An 18,011-nucleotide genomic window follows, 5' to 3' on the forward strand; every position below is an offset into this window, starting at 1 on the left:
GGATCGGGACGCGCTTCGCCTTGAAGCGGAGCGCGTCGTCTGCGGGATCAGCCGAAGAGCAGGGAACTGAGAGACGTCCAGAAATTTCCAAGAGCGGATTCGATCTCGCTCAGAAGTTTCTGGATCAGACCTGTATCGGAGGACGAACCGCCCGTTGAGGAGGACCCTCCGGTTGAGCTGGAGCCGCCGGAGCCACCTTTGGACGGCGAACCACCCGTAGTGGAGCCGTCAGATCCGGATCCGTTCGACGACTTGCCGAAGTCGAACATGTCCATCAGATCGCCGATGGCCGGGCTGTTTGTCGGCGCGTAGAGGTTGCTGCTCGACGTCACGGGGTTCGGAAGATTGTCACGCCCTGTGGACGAAACCGGCTTCAGACCCCAGTTCTTTTCAATGAACTTCAGGAAGGACACATGGTCGCCGTAAGTGTGGTTGATATGACCGCCCGTCGAATAGGGCGAGACCATGATCGCCGGGATACGTGTGCCGTCGCCGAAGAAATCGAGAGGCTGGATATAGCCCGAATCCCACGACCCGCCGCCTTCGTCGAAGGTCACGAGAATAGCGGTGTGCTTCCAGACTTCAGGATTCGACTTGATCTTTTCGATCACATGCTTCGTGAAGGCTTCGAAAAGCGAAGGCTTGGAGGAAGCTGGGTGACCGTCGAGAACACCGTCCGGCTTGATGATAGAAACGGCCGGGAGATTGCCCATCGCGAGATCGGCGTCGAGATCGTTGATGTCCTTGATGTGCCCTTCGCGCTGCTGGGCGTTCGCCATAATCTTCGTTTCATACTGAAACGGATTACAGATGTCGCAATAAACGCCGCCAAGTTGACTGCTGGGGTCCTTGACGTAGTTGTCCCAGCCCGCGCCGTAGTAACGCCATGAAACCTTCTTCTCGTTCAGGCGATCAGCGATGGTGGGCACGTTCGAAGGCGGAATGACATAGGTGCCGGTGTTGACCGTGCCATCGCCGAGATAGCCGGGGCTGTAGTTGTTGACGAGATAGTAGGCGCCGTCCTTACACCGTTTCGGGTGCTTGCCAGGAAGGGACTTCAGATACTGGGCGACCGGCTTCACACCGGGCTGGCTGTCGTCCGAACAGTTGACGTAGGAGCCGCCGGAGTAGCCGTCCTGCGTGTACCAGTTAGTCGTACCGGCTTGCGGATTTGGATTTTCGATCTGCGTGCTTGGCGGGGTTGCGACCGCGCCGTTGCCGTCCGTGTAATAAATCGCAAGACCCGTGCCGAGAGCGATGTGGTTTGCCCCGGTGCCGCCCATGATGGACTGGTGGAAATTATCGCTGGTCGTGTATTTGTCAGACAGCGACTTGAGGTATGGAACGTCGCCTGTCGCCATGTTGTAGAACCCCATGCCGACCGATCCTTCTCCGGTCGTAAGGGTTCCAAAGTTCGATGCTTGGGCCTTGCCGTTTCCACCCGTTCCGGTCTGCACTTCGACCCCAGGAAAGAGGTCGTTCAGGCAGCCTGAGGGATTTTTTGCGGTCGCGTGATCGAGCGAGCAATCCGTTTCCTGCCACATCTGGAAAAAGCGATGGACAGGGCTTCCTGTGTAGGAATCGTAAGGCAGCGTCGCGCCGGTGAACTGGAACGGTCCGTCGGGCAGGTTGTTCGCGTTGGTGATGCGTGTGTCGACGCCAGACGATCCAAGGCCGCTGGCGCCGGTCGTCATCTTCAACCAGTCGGAGCGGTCGATGCCGTCATTCCCGACTGCCTTTTCAAAGGCTTCGACGCCGGCGAGGGTCGCAAAGGGAGCGGGATCCGTGTCGGAAGCTTTGGCTGGCGTTCCGGACAGGCCCGGAGGCGGGAGAATCGTGTAAGGGGTCTTGCTCTTCGGCGCGATGGCGTACTCGGTGCTGGCGGTCGCCTGCATCTGCGCAGCGGTCGCGAAGTTCGCGCCGGGCGTTCCGTCGACCTTGACGATCTTCTTCGATAAAATGTTGTCTACGGTTTCACCTTTTTTCGGGATATATGTTCCGTAGAGGTTATCGAAAGTGTGGTTTTCGCCGTGTCGGTCTTCGCGACCGCAGGCGCCGTCGTCACGATAGGAGAAACCACCATTGAGGCCGCGGTCAGATGCGCGACCGAGCGGCCAAGCGGCTTGCGCAGGCGTCTCCAAACAGGTTGAGACATTTTGGAACCTTCCATTCTGCCATGCAGTTGAATTAAGGGTGTCCTATGCGGACGGCGAACAAAAGCGCGCGCTCCGCCAGTGAAGGCATCATGTTTCAAGCCGCGTCCGGCTTTGAATCGGCGTCGCGCCTTTCTGTTCGTGAAACATTTAGTTAAATTTTTGTCAGGAAGATAATGAAGAAACTATGACGGTTCTATGACGTATGGTTCTAAATTATTTTGCAAATATCATTTATTTTAAATGTTTTATGATGATTCTGCGCCCGATAGACTCGGATGAATCAACATATCCGGCCATTGGACGCCGGGCGTCATCGTTACGATATGAATCCGAACAAGCAATGGAAGCTCCGGGCGAGACCAATTGCTCTGCCACCCATGAAAGGACTCTTTTCGTCCGTAATAGGAAAAACTGATCGCCTGAATATCTCGCGCCAGAACTTCCTCGTGAAAGGCTTGCTCCGCTCCTGCACAACGCGCGCGGCGGTAGGGGCGCCAGCGCAACACAAGGCGATGCTTGGCGTCCACGCCGATGCCGGCTTCGATTTCGTGGGCGTAGCCTTCCTGTTGCGGTAGCCATGAGATCAGGCTGAGTCGGTCGTTCACGCCTGTGAAAGCTGGGGGAAGACCCGGATCTGACAGTTCCGAGCGTGTCACGATACGGCGTAAGGCGTCTTCCATGCTCTGAAGGTCGCTCATGTGTTCGAACGTTTTTTGCTCAAGGGCCCAACCGCGCACCCCGATGGCGCTTCCTTGCCATAACGCGGTTGAAAGAAGTGCGAAGACGAGTGTGACGACGATGATTTCCAGCAAAGTGAATCCGGCGTCGCCCGAACGTCGGGCGTGCGTGCGGTCTTTTGTCATTCTGTCGCCGTCGCGGGGCGGACCGATCGTCCGGAAAGCTTGACGGAGTGGTGGAGCGCGCCCCAGTCGACCGTAACATCCACTGTGTAGAGGCCAAGTTTTTCTTCGACGGAGCGACCGCCGCCGGTTGATATCTGACGAATTTCGACAAATGTCCTGTATCCGCCGTTGACGACGTAATCATTCGTGCCCGGATGCAGTCGTGGGGAAGTCAGCATGGCGTCGAGCTGCGAGCGGGCGACGGACACCGCACGCAGGCTCATGTCGGCCTGCTTGTTCCCGGAAAGCCCCGTCTCCATGGCGCCGAACATCACGGCCAGCGCCATACTGGCGATCACGAGCGCGACGATGACTTCCAGAAGCGTGAAGCCCGCGTCGGGCCGCGATCGCCTGGAGGATGAAGGATTACGGCGCATCGACAAGAATCCGCCCGGTCGCCGGGCTTACTGTGAACAGGACAGCTCTTTGCCCGAGGGTGAGCAAAAGCGGGGCGCCTGATGTCGCACCGTTTGCGTCGAACAGGATCTCGCCCTGCGCTGCGGCGCCCCCTTGTGAAGCCGGAATGGTCATGACGACGGAGCCGGTCAGCCGATCTATCCGTTCGCGCTTACCTGTGCGTGTCACGAATTCGCGACGGCTCGCGTCGAACACGACGACGGTCGGCTGGTCGCTGGTCATGGCGGCGCTCCTTGCGTTCTGGAGAATGGACAGGACCTGCGTTTTTGCAGCGCCGAATGTGACGGTATCGCTATGGAACGGACCGCGTTCGACTACCACTCCAAGCAGCAATCCGGCGATGACGAGAACGACCATGACCTCGAGCAGGGTGAAGCCGCTGTCCGAAGAAGGTGATCGCGACCTGGGGAAGTCACTGCGCGAGGTCATTGAGACTCAGCATGGCGAGCAGCAGCGCCGAGACGATCCCTGCGACAAGGACGCCCATGATGATGGTGATCGCGGGCACCAGAATTGCAAGAAGACGCTGGATGGTGACGCGGCTCGCCTCTTCATGAATGTCTGCGGCCTTGAGGCAGATCACCGCGAGTTGGGCGGTCTCTTCGCCGACATGAAGGAAATGCGTCATGGCGACTGGATAAACCCTGCCGCGCTCCAAGGCGGCAGCCAGACTGCCACCTTCGCGCACCGCGCGTGTGGCGTCGGCGATCACCGCCGCACCAACGCGGTTGCCGATTATGCCTTCGGTGATGCGCAAGGCGCCGACCAGCGGCACCCCGTTTCGCATCAGGGCTCCCAGCGTGCGGGTCAGGCGCGCGGCCATGATTTCGCGTGTCAGAGTTCCAAGTATCGGAATCTGCAGCAACGCACGATCGACGGTGAGGCGGATATCAGGACGTTGCAGGGCGGCGCGCATGGCGAAGATTGCGCCGATCAGTCCGGCGAGCATGTAAACGCCCCACGCGCTGAGAAAATCACCCGACGCGATGACGATTTTTGTCGGCGTCGGGAGCGCCGCGCCGTTTTCGGCGAACAGGGGCGTGAACTGGGGCAGGACGTGGGTGAGAAGAAGGACCACGGAGAACACAGACGCGATCATCAAAACCGTCGGGTAGATCATGGCTGATTGGATCGTCGCGGCCATCTTGCGTTCGCGTTCGAGAAGGTCGGCGAGGCGCAGGAGAGAATCTTTCAAAGCGCCGCCTGCTTCTCCCGCTTTCACCAACCCCACATACAGGCGTGAAAAGCTGCGTGGCGACGCCTCAAGGGCTTCGGCGAAGGAGCCGCCGTCGCGGACCTTGTCGCGGATCAGGCCGATGGCGCGGGCGGCCTGCGGGTGCGGCGACGTTTCGGCAAGGAAACGCAGCCCCCGGTCAAGATCAAGGCCGGCGGAGAGCATGGTCGCAAGTTGCCGTGTGAACTCGGTCAACGCTTTTGGGCGCAGCACCGGGTCGCGTCGTCGGGCCAGCCATCCGCCAAGCCCCGATCGCAATGCGCCGCCGCGCGAAGCTGGCGCGACCAGCAGCGGCGTCAGCTTTCGCCGCTTCAGCAGCATCAGAGCCTGCTGTTCGGTGCTTGCGACGATTTCTCCAGTCGTGACGCCACCATCCGAACCAAGCGCGCGGTAGGTCCAGCGCGACGCCCCGTCGACGGTGGTTGCGATTTCGCTCACTCGCCGCCGCCGACGATGCGGCTGACTTCCTCGATCGTGGTCTCTCCTGCCAGGGCCGCACGCAGACCGGCCTGAAACATCGTGACCATCCCTTCCGAAACGGCGGCCTTCTCGATCTGTTCATGATCGGCGCCGGAAAGGATCAGGCGTGTGACCGCGGGGGAGGGGCGCAGGAACTCGGCGATGGCGCTTCGTCCACGATATCCCGTGTGACGGCATTCAGCGCAGCCGGCGGCGCGCCAAAGCGTGTGCTGGCGTGTGGCGTCCAGTGCGAAACGATGGAGCAGCTCGGGAGGGGCGGTCTCCGGATGGCGGCACGTCTGACACAGTCGCCGCACCAGCCGTTGCGCCAGGATGCCGCGCAGGACGGCGGTCAGCAGATAGTCCTCCAACCCCATGTCGCGCAGCCGGGTGATGGCGGCGGCTGCAGAGTTCGTGTGCAGCGTCGAGAGCACCAGATGCCCCGTCAGCGCCGCCTGCACGGCGATTTGCGCAGTTTCAATGTCGCGGATTTCACCGACCATGATCACGTCGGGATCCTGACGAAGGATCGCGCGCAGAAGACTGGCGAAGTTCAGGCCGATGACTGGTCTCACCTGAATCTGGTTGATTCCGGCGAGTTGGTATTCGATCGGATCTTCGATCGTCACCACGTTGCGGTCGACCGCGTTGATTCCGGAAAGACCGGTGTAAAGCGTCGTGGTCTTGCCGCTGCCGGTCGGTCCCGTCACCAGCACGATGCCGTTGGGCAATTCCAGGGCGTCGCGAAACGAGGCGACGATTTCGGGGGCGAGGCCGAGACGGCTGTAATCGAAGCTGACGGTGGTGCGGTCGAGCACGCGTAGCACCGCGATTTCTCCGTGCAGGCACGGCACGGTGGAGACACGGAAATCGACCTCGTGCCCGCGGACGGCGAGTTTGATTCGTCCATCCTGAGGTAGTCGCCGCTCGGCGATGTCCAGCTTCGCCATGATCTTGATACGTGAAATCAGCGCTGCAGTGGTGCGCGGCGGCTGATTGTCTACTTCATGCAGCACACCGTCATAGCGATAGCGCACGACGAGACGATCCTCGAACGGCTCGATATGAATGTCAGAGGCCCGCGTCTCGACAGCGCGGAAAATGATCTGGTTCACAAGCCTGATGATAGGCGCTTCGCTGGCGAGGTCTTTCAGACGATCGGCGTCTTCCTCGGCTGGGTCGTGAGTCCTCTGTGATCCGTCTGCTTCTTCGCTCTCCTCGTCATCCGGGTAAAGGCGGTTGAGCGCTGCCTCCAGATCCGCCCCTGTCGCAACGTCGCGTATGACCTCGCATCCAGTGGCAAGACGGATCGCGGCCGCACTGTAGTCGTCTAGAGGATTGGCCATGACGAGGCGCAGCGTGTGTTCGTTTTGATTAATCGGTAACGCACGGGCCTGTTTCAGGAAACGGCTGCTGAGTCGGTTGGAAAAGAGCGGTTCGTCGATCCGTTCCAGTTCCGATGGGCCAACTATGGCCCGTTCGAGGATGGAGGCATATACGGAGGCTAGTCCGCCTTCGCTGACGAGGCCGAGTTGCAACAGCACGGCGTGAAGCAGTTGCCCGCTATCCGCCGCGACGCCTCTGGCGCGGTCCAGAGCGCGGATATCGCTGGCGCCTGTGGAGAGCAGCGCGTCGGCAAGGCGCTGGTCACCCGATGATACGGTCATGCTCATCGAACAATTGTCTCTTGTCGTATGAAAACGGTGGGCGCAGTGTCCGACGCGCCATGCCTGATCCAGCTCTTTGTATTCCGTTTCTCATCGCGCCGTTCATAGGAAGTTTTCTTGGCGTGCTGATTCGGCGCATTCCACGTGGCGAACCGTTCGCGGCCAGTCGTTCCCATTGTGAAACGTGCCAGACGAAGCTTGGCGCGCGTGATTTGGCGCCGATCCTGTCGTGGCTTGTCCAGAAGGGGCGTTGTCGCCATTGTGGCGCCAACGTCGATCCGCAACATCTTCATATAGAACTTGCCGCTTTTCTTCCTCCCATGTCGGCGCTGGTTGGATATGCGGTGTTGCATAGGGCAGACCCGCTCGGGCAGTGGTCTACAGATCCGGTCACGTTTTGGTTCGAATGCGTTTTGGGGTGGATGCTGTTGGCGCTGGCCTGGATCGACGTAATTTGCCTCAGGTTGCCAGACGTTCTGACATTGCCCTTGCTGATCGTCGGTTTGTTCGAGGGGATACTTTCCGGCGACGTCGATGTGATGGGTGATCGTGCGTTGGCGGCGGGGCTTGGCTGGACAGGGCTGCTGTTGCTGGGTGTGACTTATCGACGGTTGCGTGGCCGTATCGGTCTGGGAGGCGGTGACGCGAAGTTGTTGGGGGCGGCTGGGGCATGGGTAGGGTGCAGTCACCTGTCGCTCGTTCTTCTGCTCGCATCGTGCTTTGGACTTCTCGCCGCACTGGGAGCAATTTTTCGTGGCAGGCGCGTAAGCGCGACGATGATGCTTCCCTTCGGCCCGTCGCTTGCCGCAGCCATCTGGATTGTAAGACTGGCGCTCTGAGGGGCGCGACGGTACGCGGAATCGTTCGCCGATGTGCCATGCGACGACGACAGGCGATCCGCCTGCTTTAGTGATGGTGAGGCGGTGATTCATGGGGCGCATGCGTGGAATGATTTAGAAGAGCGCCTGACGCGGGGCCAGACTCTTCGTTAATGTGTCATAAATATATCATATATCATGCCTGTTCGATGATTGTGAGGCGGTGGTATCCAGCGGCGACATTGTCTCCAAAAGCGGTTGGGGAGAATGTTTCCGGCACACCCTGCGCGTGCGTTCGCTCAAGAAAGGTTGAGGTCAGTCCTTTCAATGATGAGTAGCGCGTCCTCCATCGGAAAAAGTGGCCTGAAAGGGTTCGTCGAATGGTGGGGCGGCCAGTTGCGCGAGTGCCTTCCGCCGCCGTGGCGTGGGGGTGGCCAGAAAGGCGTAATCGTCTCAATAGGACGAAATGGGCGTCTGGAAGAAAGCGTTCTGGACGAGATCGTCGCTTCCGCGGCGCCGAAAGCCGGAAAATTCGTTGGGCGTTGGCGGAGGGGCGAGGTAAGGCTTGCATTGCCGGAGGGCGGCGCTCTGTCGAGGCTGGTGCTGGTCCCTGCAGCCGCAGTATCGGATGCTGTTGGTTTGCTGACCTATGAATTCGATCGATTGACTCCGTTTAACGCTGCGGAGACGGCGTGGGTCGCTCGCCCGAAGGAGGTGGTCGCCTCGGGCGTTGGAACCATGTTCTCGATAGTCTACGCTCCAAACTTTGTCTTTGAGAATGCTCTGTCGCAGCTAAGGGAACGCGGTTTGATTCCGGTCGGTCTCGTGGGGCGTGATGAGCGTGACGAACCTGTCGAAATTCCGCTGGAGCGCCCCGCTGCGCGACCCCGTCTGGCGTTGCGGATCGGTGTGCCTGTCTTGTGCGGCGCGCTTCTGGCCGCGCCGTTCGCCATGCAGGCGGTGGCCATGGCGCGCGTTGATGGGGCGATCGCGGCTCTTGCGCCGGAGCGGGCGCGGGCCGAAGCCTTGCGACGCGAAATCAGCGGCTATACTGCGGGTCAGTCTGCAGTGACGCACGAGCGGAAAAGTGTCGGCGACATTATGGGCGTCCTGAAGGCTCTGACAGAGACATTGCCGGACGATACGTTTCTGACCGCCTTGACCGTGCGTGACCGTCATGTGACGGCCCAAGGGCAGACGCGCGAAGCGCCGCAGCTTATCGGTTTGCTTGAGCACCGGGCCGGGTTCGCGGACGCAGCGTTTTCAGGGCCGGTGACGCATTCGGGCGATACGAATACGGATGCTTTTACGATCACCGCGACCGCGCCGAACTGATCGGAACATGGCGTCTCCTCTTTCCTCGTCATCCTCGCTCCCTGTCGCACGTCTGCCGGTCGGCCGCGCCGGGAAGCTGACCGCCATAGGTCTGGCGGCAATCACGTTGACGTTGCTTTGGCTGTTGGCCTCAGTCGTGACGGGTTTGTACGACGATCTGAAAGATCACGCCGAAGGCAAGCGGGATATTCTATTCAGGACGAGGGCGCTGGTCGCGTCCATCCCGCGCCTGCACGAAGAAGCGATCCGAGCGGCGGAGGAAGGAAGCAGGGGCGGTGTTTTGCTTGGAGAGGATTCTGACGCGACCGCGCAAGCGCGCTTGCAGGAGTTGGTGGAAGCTGCGGGGCAAGCGGCGCAGATACAATTGAGCAGTCAGGAGCCGTTGCCTTTGGTTCGGCGGGGCCTTTTTGAGCGTCTGGCGGTCAGGGTGTCGCTGACCGGTTCGTGGCCTGCATTGGTGCGGTTTCTCGATACTGTGAGTAGCACCGGTTCCCCGGCGCTGCTTGTGGAGGACCTGCAGATTCAATCGGCGGGCAGTTCTCGGCTGGCTGACGAGGCCAGTCATGGACGCATGATCGACGCGTCCGTGACTGTGGTCGCGTTACGTAGCCCTGCAGCCGCTCGCACCGAGGCGCGCCCGTGATGGCAAGTTTCTGTTTTTTGTTTGTATATCATAGATTCGGTGAAATCTCTTGAACGACTCGGTTTCTCTTCACGTTGCCCTCGAAATGCCGGTTGGGCGTCGTCGTCGTTCCGGGGCGCGATGGTCATATCTGCTTTCCGTCGCATTGCTGGCCGGATGCGCCGATCAGACGCCTCATCCGGGTGCGCTGCCGGCTCCACGCGCCAACAACGGGGCTACGCCGCGGATCGACGGGGCCGTTGGTGCGCAACCGCCTGTGCGCACAGGCATGGTCAGCTACGGCCGCGGACAAGGACGGACGAGCGGTGGTCTCGGAGGGGATGGAGCAGGAGATATTACGCTCAATTTCGCCGACACAGATATCCGCGCCGTCGTCGATCAGGTGCTTGGGCAACTTCTGCATGTCAACTATCTGGTCGATTCCAGCGTGCATGGGTCGATCACGCTCAAGACCACTACGCCTGTAAGGCAGGATCAGCTTCTGCCGGTACTTCGCGCGGCGCTTTCCGGGGCGGGAGCGGCTCTGGTGTTTGAGAACGGCGTTTATCGCGTCACTGCCGCGGGAACGCCTGGGGGAGAGCAGAACGACGGCGAAACGGTTGTCTCGCTGCGGTACACCTCAGCGGATGCGTTGGCCAAAGCGGTGCAGCCGATATTGCATAACGGCGGGCATATCGTCGCCGCGCCGTCAGGAAACGCCGTGGTGGTGACGGGAGATCCTGCGTCGCGCGCGACGTTGGTTGAACTGGTTCATGCGTTTGATACGGACGTGTTGTCGGGGCAGTCCTATGCGCTTTTTCCAGCAACCAGCGGCGACGCGCAGGAACTGGCGACCGCTCTGGAAACAGCTTTGTCCAGCAAGAAAGGCCAGGCGATGGCGGAGAGGTTGCGGGTCGTGCCGATGCCGCGCATTGAGGCCGTGATGGTGATCGCCGCCCAGTCGTCGCTGATCGAAAACGCGCGACGCGTATTTTCCGTTATCGAAGCGGAGCGCCGTCGCACGGTGCGGAAATGGAACGTCTATTACCTTCAGAATGGGCGAGCGAACGATATCGCCTATATCCTTCAGCAGGCGTTCACTCCGAATCACGTGACGGCGACGCCTTCGTCCAAGCTGAACGCCAACAACAGTAACCAGTTCATGTCATCGGGCCAGTCTGGGGGGACAGGCCTCGGTCTGGGCTCGTCGAGCACTTCCAGCGGCACTCAGTCAAGTTCACTGTTGGGTGGATCGTCGGGCTCTACGAGCACGGGGCAGACGCAGGGGGGCAGTGGATCTGACGCCAGCGGCCAGAATGGGCAAGGATCAGACGGTATTTCGAATAATCCTCTTTTGGGTGGTCTTGGGAATTCTTCGGATACCCGTTCGGCCGATAGCGAGATCCGTATCATCCCGGATCTGCAGAATAACGCCGTCCTTGTCTATGGCACCACGAACGAGACAGAGACGGTTTCGTCCATGTTGCGCAAAGTGGACATAATGCCGTTGCAGGTCAGGGTGGACGCGACGGTGGCCGAAGTGACTCTCAACGACACCTTGCAATATGGAACACAGTTCTTTTTTAAATCTGGCGGCATCAACGGCATCCTGAGTACGGCCACACAGACGCTGACTTCGGGTAACCTTGCGACATCAGAATTGTCGAGCAGTTTCCCGGGCTTCGTGATTGGTGGCCACGGAGCGGCGGGAGCGCCGTTCGTCATCAACGCGTTGCAGGAAGTGACGTCCGTGAGGGTTCTGTCATCGCCGGAGCTGATGGTCGTAGACAACCAGCAGGCGTCGTTGATGGTTGGCGATGAAGTTCCCTATCTGACAGGGAGCACGACCGGAGTCCTGACGTCCAATTCGACGATCACAAACTCCATCAGCTACCAGCCGACCGGTGTTATTCTGCAGGTGACCCCGCATGTCAGCAATGGCGGAGTGGTCACGCTCGATATTTCACAGCAGGTCAGTTCTGTGGCGTCTACGACCACCTCCTCGGGTAGCGGCACGATCAACAGTCCTACGTTCTCCCAGCGTATGGTCACGTCTCGGGTGGTCATTTCGGATGGACAGACCGTTGGGTTGGCCGGATTGATCTCGGACAAATCGAACAAGGCGAATCAGGGAATTCCGTGGCTGAAAGACGTGCCGATTCTTGGACTACTGGGTGGCACGCAGAATAATACTCGCGAACGAACTGAACTTCTCGTCCTGATCACGCCGCACGTCATTCATAATCAGACGGACGCATACGCCCTGACCGCTGATCTGCGGGAACAGCTTCCCCGGGCGGCTGTGTTGCCGCACGACCTGAACGTCATGCCGATGACAGGGTCTGATAACCCGCAGCACCGTGTGCTGCATAGCATTGGCCTCAATGACTGATCCCCGTGATACCCGCCGTGGGGAGGAGGGAGGGTTTGCGCTGCTGCTGGTCCTGTGGATGCTTGGCTTTCTCGCATTGCTGGTGAGCCAGACTCTTTCGACGGGCCGCGCCGCGTTACGCCTGGGCGATGCAGCGCTTGAGCGGACGAGACTGGAGACCATGGCGGACGCCGCCATCACTACGGAGCTGTTTTCAGTCGCAACAGGCGTAAGTGGCGCCGGCGGAGTCTGGAAGGTGTCCAGTGATGAGAACAATCTCGTGCAGGTTCGCAGCATCATCGAGCGAAACAAGATCAATCCGAATGCGGTCAGCGTGACGTTGATGCAGGCGTTGTTGGTGGCGAGCGGCACACCGCCCGACAAGGCGACGGTGCTCGCAAATGCGATCTTCGCCTGGAAAAATCCGGATTTGCAGGAGCAGGCGCCATCGTCGCAAGGACGGGAAGAAAGTCGCTGCGTTCCGCTCGGCGCGCCGTTTCATACTTTCGACGATCTTGCTGCGGTGCCGGGGATGACGCGCTCATTGGTGCAGGCGCTCGCCCCCCATATGTCGTTTGCGCAAATGCAGCCGACATCGTCCCTCACGCGCGATCCGGTCGTCCGGGCGGCGCTCGTCAAGGCCGGGTTGGTCATTCCGGGGCAAGCTGTCCAGAGAGAAGATGTTGAGGACGAAGAGGCGCTGGTGGTCGTCGACGCGAAGGCCTCAGGTGATGGCGGTGCGATGCTCCGTCATGCGGAGGTTGTGCTTCTGCCCGATGCGCGGCCCGTTCCCTGGCGCGTCATGCGTTGGGAAACGGATGACATTCATTGAATGCGCGTCAAGGATTGCAGATTTCTTCATGTCCAGTGCTATCACGAGCACTTCCGGATGGGCCTTGAGAGCAAAGATCGTAATCGTGATTCTCTCGATCGGAAGGCGAGCGATAGGTATAGGGATGCCGCCAGGGATCGAGTGGAGCGGTAGCGTCCTTGAGGTAAGGGCCGTTCCAGTTCTCGGCAGCCGACGGTCGATGAGTGAGCGCGTCCAGTCCGTCTTCGGTTGTCGGATAGGCGCCGTTGTCCAGCTTGTACATGTCGAGAACGGAGCCAATTCGCGCGATTGATTGCTTCGCGACGGACACGCGCGCCCCGCCCAACTGCCGGAGCGCGGCGGGCGCGACCAACCCGACGAGAAGGCCGAGGATAGCGAGCACGACGAGAATTTCCAGCAGCGTGAAGCCGGCGTCGCCTTCGTTCCGGTGATCGGGGAGGTTTGACATTTCTGTAAAAGAGCTTTCGCGATATCGATTCTGATACGTTAGTAAACCGACCGAACCGTGGCAGGACAGGGCAGAATTGTTAAAGAACTATGAAACATGATGTCCGACCTTCGACTTGAAAGGATATGCCTCTATAAGAGCTGTCCATGCCCGCGCCTCTACTCGCCTGCGTGCTCGCCGCAGCAATCCGCTATGACATCCCGCCCCGGGTTTTCCCGACGATATGGGAGGTTGAGCGCGGAGCGAATGGCGTTGTTCATCGGAATGCGGATGGATCGTCCGATCTCGGCCTGATGCAGATAAACACCCGATGGGTCGAGGTGATTTCGAAAATAACACATATGCCTGCGGTCCAGACTGCGGCGCGTCTGGTTTCCGACGGATGTTTCAACGTGGCGGCGTCGGCGGTGGTGTTGCGCACATATCTCAATGAGACGCACGGCGATCTTATGCAGGCCATCGGAGATTATCATTCGCACACACAGGGTTTGAACGAGGATTATCAAAAAAAGATATTGGAGCAAGCCCGCAAGCTTTTTCCAACGCCGCCGTCGCAGTAGCGCACCTGAATACAGTTAGTCGGCGCGGGACGCGTGTGCGCCGACAGGTCGCGATATCGCGGATGCAATTCGCAAAAATCCTTCTTCCTCTACAATATGTACATAAGGAAGAGGCGAGGGGGCGGGACCGTCCATGACTTGTCCATTGTGATCCACGTCATATGCCGAGCTATGACACGGACACACGAGAAGGCGTCGTTCTCCGTTCCACCCGGAGACGAGGCAGCCTGCATGTGGACAAATCACTGAGAAGCCGACAATCGCGGTAGGTGTTTGTAGAATCCACAAGCGATTGAAACTTGTTTCCTTGCGCGGTTCACCATTTGTGGAATTGATCGGCCAGCACATGATGGGCGCGTGCGCGCTCAGAACATCGTGCGGCGTCAGTCTTTTCTCCGCATTATCCGACACTTTGCACAGAAAATCTTTTGTGGCGAAGGTCGTGCTGGCGCTGACTCCGAATGTTTGCGCCCGGATGTGTGCGCTGCAGCAAAGGGCCCCACCTAACAGCCCGGCGGCGTGACGGCGGGATAGAAGGTTTGAGTCGTTAACATCCACCGCGCCACGCCGCCTATAAGTTATTCGGTATGGTCTCTTATAGGGACTGAACAAGGACGAGATAGGACGTCTCGAAATCATCATGAAAATGTCATATGTCATTTCGCAGTCATTCTTATTTAAGAACCATTATCAACCTCATGAATTGTTTGGAATTTTAACAGAATCATCACACAGCTTTTTTTGATCTCGTCCTATTCACGCCGCAGGCTCCGGTGCCTTCAGTTTGCGGGCGATATAGGTAGAAGCTCAATGTCGACCGCGACATGTCGGAATCAGTAGAGCCCCCACTCCCGGGTCATCTTTCGGGGCCAGTGATGATGCGTCTTGTTCGTGCGTCGATCGCTCTGGTTCCTCCATCATGAAAGGTTGCGAACTGTGTTCGTAAAACGCGCGCGGATGACATTGTCCGCCCTGTTGTCACTCTCGATCTTCACGCCGCAGATTACGCTGGCGCATGATGGCTGGTCTGGTCAGTGGGGCCGCCCCTCCCCGGAATCGTTCGCGCATACCCGCACGCCTATCAAGCACATCGTCGTGATCTATCAGGAGAACGTTTCCTTCGATCACTATTTCGCCACGTACCCGTACGCGACGAACGCTTCGGGCGAGCCGTCCTTCAAGGCGGCTCCCGGAACTCCCAGCGTAAACAACCTGCGCAACAATGACCTGCTTCTGCAAAACCCGAACACCAACTCCGCAAACGGGACAGGCGCCGCGTTGCCGTTCCGCCTGGACAGGTCTCAGGCCAGCACGGCCGATCAGAATCATGCGTATACGGCTGAACAGATGGCCTATGATGCAGGAAAGGCTGATCTGTTTCCGCTTTACACTGGCTCAGGCACATCCGGAGGCGTTGGTGCGTTCGGCACGAATGGCCAGGTCATGGGCTATTATGACGGCAACACCGTCACGGCCTTGTGGCATTATGCACAGCGCTTCGCGATGAGCGACAACGCCTACACCGATACATATGGTCCTTCGACGCCGGGCGCGCTGGAAGTTGTTTCGGGTCAAACCAACGGCATGAAAATTGTCGCCACGACGCAAAGCCCGAGCACAAAAGCCAAGTCGTCGTCCTATGTTGCGGACGGGCAGGGCGGCTGGACAATGGTCAACGACATCGACCCCGCTTACGACACCTGTTCGTCTGCAACGAATCAGGTTCAGATGACCAGCAAGAATATCGGCGATCTGCTGAACGATCGTGGCGTCACGTGGGGCGGCTTTATGGGCGGCTTCGATCTGGGTTCAACGAACAGCGACGGCACCACCGGGTGCAAACGGCAGACATATTCATCAGTTGTTTCGGAGAATGTCGCCGACTACATCCCGCATCATAACTGGTTCCAGTATTACGTCAGCACGTCGAATCCGACCCATGCCCGGCCGAAGTCAGATCGCACTATTGGATATTCCTACATCCCTGGCAGCTCGGAAAAGGAGCCCGCCAATCACGAGTACGATCTTGAAGACTTCTACAAGGCTGTAAAGAAAGGGAATTTCCCCTCCGTTTCGTTTATCAAAATGCCTGCATATCAGGACGCTCACGCTGGCTACTCCGATCCGCTCGATGAACAGGCGGGCATCGTCAAGCTCGTGAATTTCATTCAGAAGCGTCCCGAGTGGCGGGATACGGCTATCGTCGTGGGGTATGACGACTCTGACGGCTGGTATGACCATGCTTTCGTCAAACCGACTCATTCTTCCTATGCGGCTTCGGCTGACCAGTTGAATGGCGACGGCGCCTGCGGAACCGGAGACGCTCCTGAGGGCGTGCTGGGCAAGACCGTGAATGGCCGCTGCGGCCCCGGAACGCGCACTCCGCTGATGGTGATTTCTCCGTGGGCGAAGATCAACTATGTCTCTCATAATCTGGTGACGCAAAGCTCTGTCGTCCGCTTCATCGAGGACAACTGGCTGGGAGGCGCACGCCTTGGTGGCGGCTCTTTTGATGCGACGGCTGGAAAGCTGGACGACATGTTCGACTTCACGCGTCCCTCGCAGAAAGCCACCTTGCTGCTGGATATGGAAACTGGCGACATTCGTCACGACGGTCTTCGTTCCGGCCATGACGACGACGGCGACGACCACAACCACCACGGGTTCGGTCACGGTGGCGACGAATCTCCTTTCGGCCCGCAGTTTCAGTAAGCTCTCGCGCTGGAATGAGAGATTGCTCGAAACAGACGCAGTTCCTGTGGAACTGCGTCGCCGCCCTGACGATGTTTTTCGTCGCCGGGGCGCATGCGCAGGCGGGCGGGACGTGTCAGCCCCGTTCTGACGGCTCTAACCCGTGCCCGGTTGCGTTGCACACGCCGGAATCTCGGCCATTGTCTGCGATGGCGCAGATCGGCAAGGCGATGTTTTACGACACCGCCCTGTCAGGATCGGGACGTCTGTCCTGCGCCTCCTGCCATGATCCTGCGAATCATTATGGACCGTCAGGCGTGGCCGCTGTTTTTCTTGGCGGGACGGATATGAAGAGTCAGGGACGCCGCGCGGTGCCATCTCTGATGTACCTGGAGCGTCAGCCTGCGTTCAGCATCGGTCCTGACGACCCGCTCGCGGAAACCGCGCCGCAAATACAGGCGGCGTCGGCCACGGCATCTCATGGACCGAAGAGCGCAGCGAATACAGCTGCTTCGGCGGCCAATCTTGTGCCGCAGGGTGGGCTGTTTTGGGACGGACGCGCAGATACTTTTCAGCAACAGGCGGCCGGACCTCTGTACGACCCGGTTGAAATGGCGTCGACGCGTGAGAGGGTGCTCGAGCGCCTTAATCATGCCCCATATACAGATGCGCTCAAGCAATTGGCCGGCATTTCTGGAGAAAAATCGCCCGAGTTTCTGCTCGATGAGGCGATGTTCGCGTTGTCCCGATATCAGGTCGAGGAAAAGGATTTTCATCCGTACTCAAGCAAATTTGACTCTTGGCTTGAGGGGCGTGCGAAGTTTACCTCTCTGGAGCGCCGTGGGTATTTGTTATTCAATGATCCCGAGAAAGGAAATTGCGCCGCCTGTCACGTCGACACACCTCAGGCGAATGGATTGCCGCCGCTCTTCACCGATCATCAATACGAAGCTCTGGGTGCGCCGAGAAATTTAGATATTTTGATGAACCGTGATGCGTCTCACTATGATCTGGGCGTTTGCGACGCTCAGAGCGCAGGAAGAAAAGCGCTTGCATCCTATTGCGGTATGTTCGCAACTCCAACCCTTCGTAATTCGGCGACGCGAAGAGTTTTTTTTCATAACGGCGTATTCCATTCGCTCGACAAAGTTCTTGAGTTTTACGCTTTGCGCGATATCGATCCCGCGAGATTCTATGGGCGCGATTCATCGGGAAACGTGCGGGCTTACGACGATCTGCCCCAGCAATATCGAACGAATCTGGATACGACAGATGCTCCGCTCGATCGTAAGCCCGGGGACCAACCTGGAATCTCCGAAGATGAGCGCGCAGCGATTATCGCATTTCTCAAGACCCTGACGGACCGTCATGTCACGACGGGCCATGGCGCTCCGTAGTCGCGTTTTTCCTTGGCGTAAAAGGTCAGGTTCGGAAAGAATATGGCGTTGCTGGCGTTTTCGAAATTCTACAAATTCGAACGCCAGCTGCGTGTAGTGCGT

General features: G+C 59.0%; 16 protein-coding genes. 8 read left to right on the forward strand and 8 right to left on the reverse strand.

What is annotated here, in order from left to right:
* Positions 1–47: 47 nt before the first annotated feature.
* The 6 genes from HK28_RS01010 to HK28_RS01035 form a co-directional block, all read right to left on the reverse strand.
* Positions 48–2,141: an alkaline phosphatase family protein gene (locus HK28_RS01010; protein WP_086642738.1), complete on the reverse strand. Its 2,094-nt coding sequence runs from the start codon at positions 2,139–2,141 to the stop codon at positions 48–50.
* A 260-nt stretch (positions 2,142–2,401) separates the two neighbouring features.
* Positions 2,402–3,019: a prepilin-type N-terminal cleavage/methylation domain-containing protein gene (locus tag HK28_RS01015; RefSeq protein ID WP_086642739.1), complete on the reverse strand. Its 618-nt coding sequence runs from the start codon at positions 3,017–3,019 to the stop codon at positions 2,402–2,404.
* Positions 3,016–3,435, reverse strand: coding sequence for a prepilin-type N-terminal cleavage/methylation domain-containing protein (locus tag HK28_RS01020; RefSeq protein WP_086642740.1), 420 nt, complete (start codon positions 3,433–3,435; stop codon positions 3,016–3,018). Before HK28_RS01020 ends, HK28_RS01015 begins: the two co-directional genes overlap by 4 nt.
* Entirely contained in the window at positions 3,425–3,904 is a 480-nt protein-coding gene (locus tag HK28_RS01025) for a prepilin-type N-terminal cleavage/methylation domain-containing protein (protein WP_086642741.1), read from the reverse strand. The genes HK28_RS01020 and HK28_RS01025 overlap by 11 nt, the downstream gene beginning before the upstream one ends.
* On the reverse strand, positions 3,888–5,147 hold the full coding sequence (locus tag HK28_RS01030; RefSeq protein WP_158093343.1) for a type II secretion system F family protein: 1,260 nt from the start codon (positions 5,145–5,147) through the stop codon (positions 3,888–3,890). Before HK28_RS01030 ends, HK28_RS01025 begins: the two co-directional genes overlap by 17 nt.
* A complete protein-coding gene (locus HK28_RS01035) occupies positions 5,144–6,841 on the reverse strand; it encodes a GspE/PulE family protein (protein WP_086642742.1) in 1,698 nt (565 codons plus the stop codon). The genes HK28_RS01030 and HK28_RS01035 overlap by 4 nt, the downstream gene beginning before the upstream one ends.
* 53 nt (positions 6,842–6,894) lie before the next feature.
* Here HK28_RS01035 and HK28_RS01040 point away from each other — a divergent pair, with 53 nt between their 5' ends.
* From HK28_RS01040 to HK28_RS01060, 5 genes are all read left to right on the forward strand, one after another.
* On the forward strand, positions 6,895–7,674 hold the full coding sequence (locus tag HK28_RS01040; RefSeq protein ID WP_086642743.1) for an A24 family peptidase: 780 nt from the start codon (positions 6,895–6,897) through the stop codon (positions 7,672–7,674).
* 306 nt (positions 7,675–7,980) lie between these two features.
* Positions 7,981–8,988, forward strand: coding sequence for a PilN domain-containing protein (locus tag HK28_RS01045; protein ID WP_086642744.1), 1,008 nt, complete (start codon positions 7,981–7,983; stop codon positions 8,986–8,988).
* A gap of 7 nt (positions 8,989–8,995) precedes the next feature.
* Positions 8,996–9,631: a type II secretion system protein GspM gene (gene gspM / locus HK28_RS01050; RefSeq protein ID WP_158093344.1), complete on the forward strand. Its 636-nt coding sequence runs from the start codon at positions 8,996–8,998 to the stop codon at positions 9,629–9,631.
* Between the two features lie 49 nt (positions 9,632–9,680).
* Positions 9,681–12,002: a type II secretion system secretin GspD gene (gspD, locus tag HK28_RS01055; RefSeq protein ID WP_086642746.1), complete on the forward strand. Its 2,322-nt coding sequence runs from the start codon at positions 9,681–9,683 to the stop codon at positions 12,000–12,002.
* Positions 11,995–12,813 carry a type II secretion system protein GspK gene (locus HK28_RS01060; RefSeq protein WP_086642747.1) on the forward strand — a complete coding sequence of 273 codons (819 nt, stop codon included), beginning with the start codon at positions 11,995–11,997 and terminating at the stop codon, positions 12,811–12,813. The genes gspD and HK28_RS01060 overlap by 8 nt, the downstream gene beginning before the upstream one ends.
* 7 nt (positions 12,814–12,820) lie before the next feature.
* On the opposite strand, the gene gspG is transcribed toward HK28_RS01060, so the two are convergent.
* Entirely contained in the window at positions 12,821–13,261 is a 441-nt protein-coding gene (gspG, locus tag HK28_RS01065; RefSeq protein ID WP_086642748.1) for a type II secretion system major pseudopilin GspG, read from the reverse strand.
* Between the two features lie 146 nt (positions 13,262–13,407).
* On the opposite strand from gspG, the gene HK28_RS01070 reads away from it, so the two are divergent.
* Positions 13,408–13,821, forward strand: coding sequence for a lytic transglycosylase domain-containing protein (locus HK28_RS01070; protein ID WP_086642749.1), 414 nt, complete (start codon positions 13,408–13,410; stop codon positions 13,819–13,821).
* A 15-nt stretch (positions 13,822–13,836) separates the two neighbouring features.
* On the opposite strand, the gene HK28_RS14460 is transcribed toward HK28_RS01070, so the two are convergent.
* Positions 13,837–14,481 (reverse strand): Rieske (2Fe-2S) protein, encoded by a 645-nt coding sequence (locus HK28_RS14460; RefSeq protein WP_086642750.1) that lies wholly within the window; start codon positions 14,479–14,481, stop codon positions 13,837–13,839.
* A gap of 297 nt (positions 14,482–14,778) precedes the next feature.
* On the opposite strand from HK28_RS14460, the gene HK28_RS01080 reads away from it, so the two are divergent.
* Together HK28_RS01080 and HK28_RS01085 are read left to right on the forward strand one after the other, a co-directional pair.
* Entirely contained in the window at positions 14,779–16,533 is a 1,755-nt protein-coding gene (locus tag HK28_RS01080; protein WP_086642751.1) for a phospholipase C, read from the forward strand.
* A 14-nt stretch (positions 16,534–16,547) separates the two neighbouring features.
* The gene (locus HK28_RS01085) at positions 16,548–17,909 is read left to right on the forward strand and encodes a cytochrome-c peroxidase (RefSeq protein ID WP_369823566.1); all 1,362 of its coding nucleotides are present in this window, start codon (positions 16,548–16,550) and stop codon (positions 17,907–17,909) included.
* The last annotated feature ends 102 nt before the right edge of the window (positions 17,910–18,011 follow it).

Source organism: Acetobacter sp. DsW_063, assembly GCF_002153745.1.
In the GTDB taxonomy this organism is placed as follows: domain Bacteria; phylum Pseudomonadota; class Alphaproteobacteria; order Acetobacterales; family Acetobacteraceae; genus Acetobacter.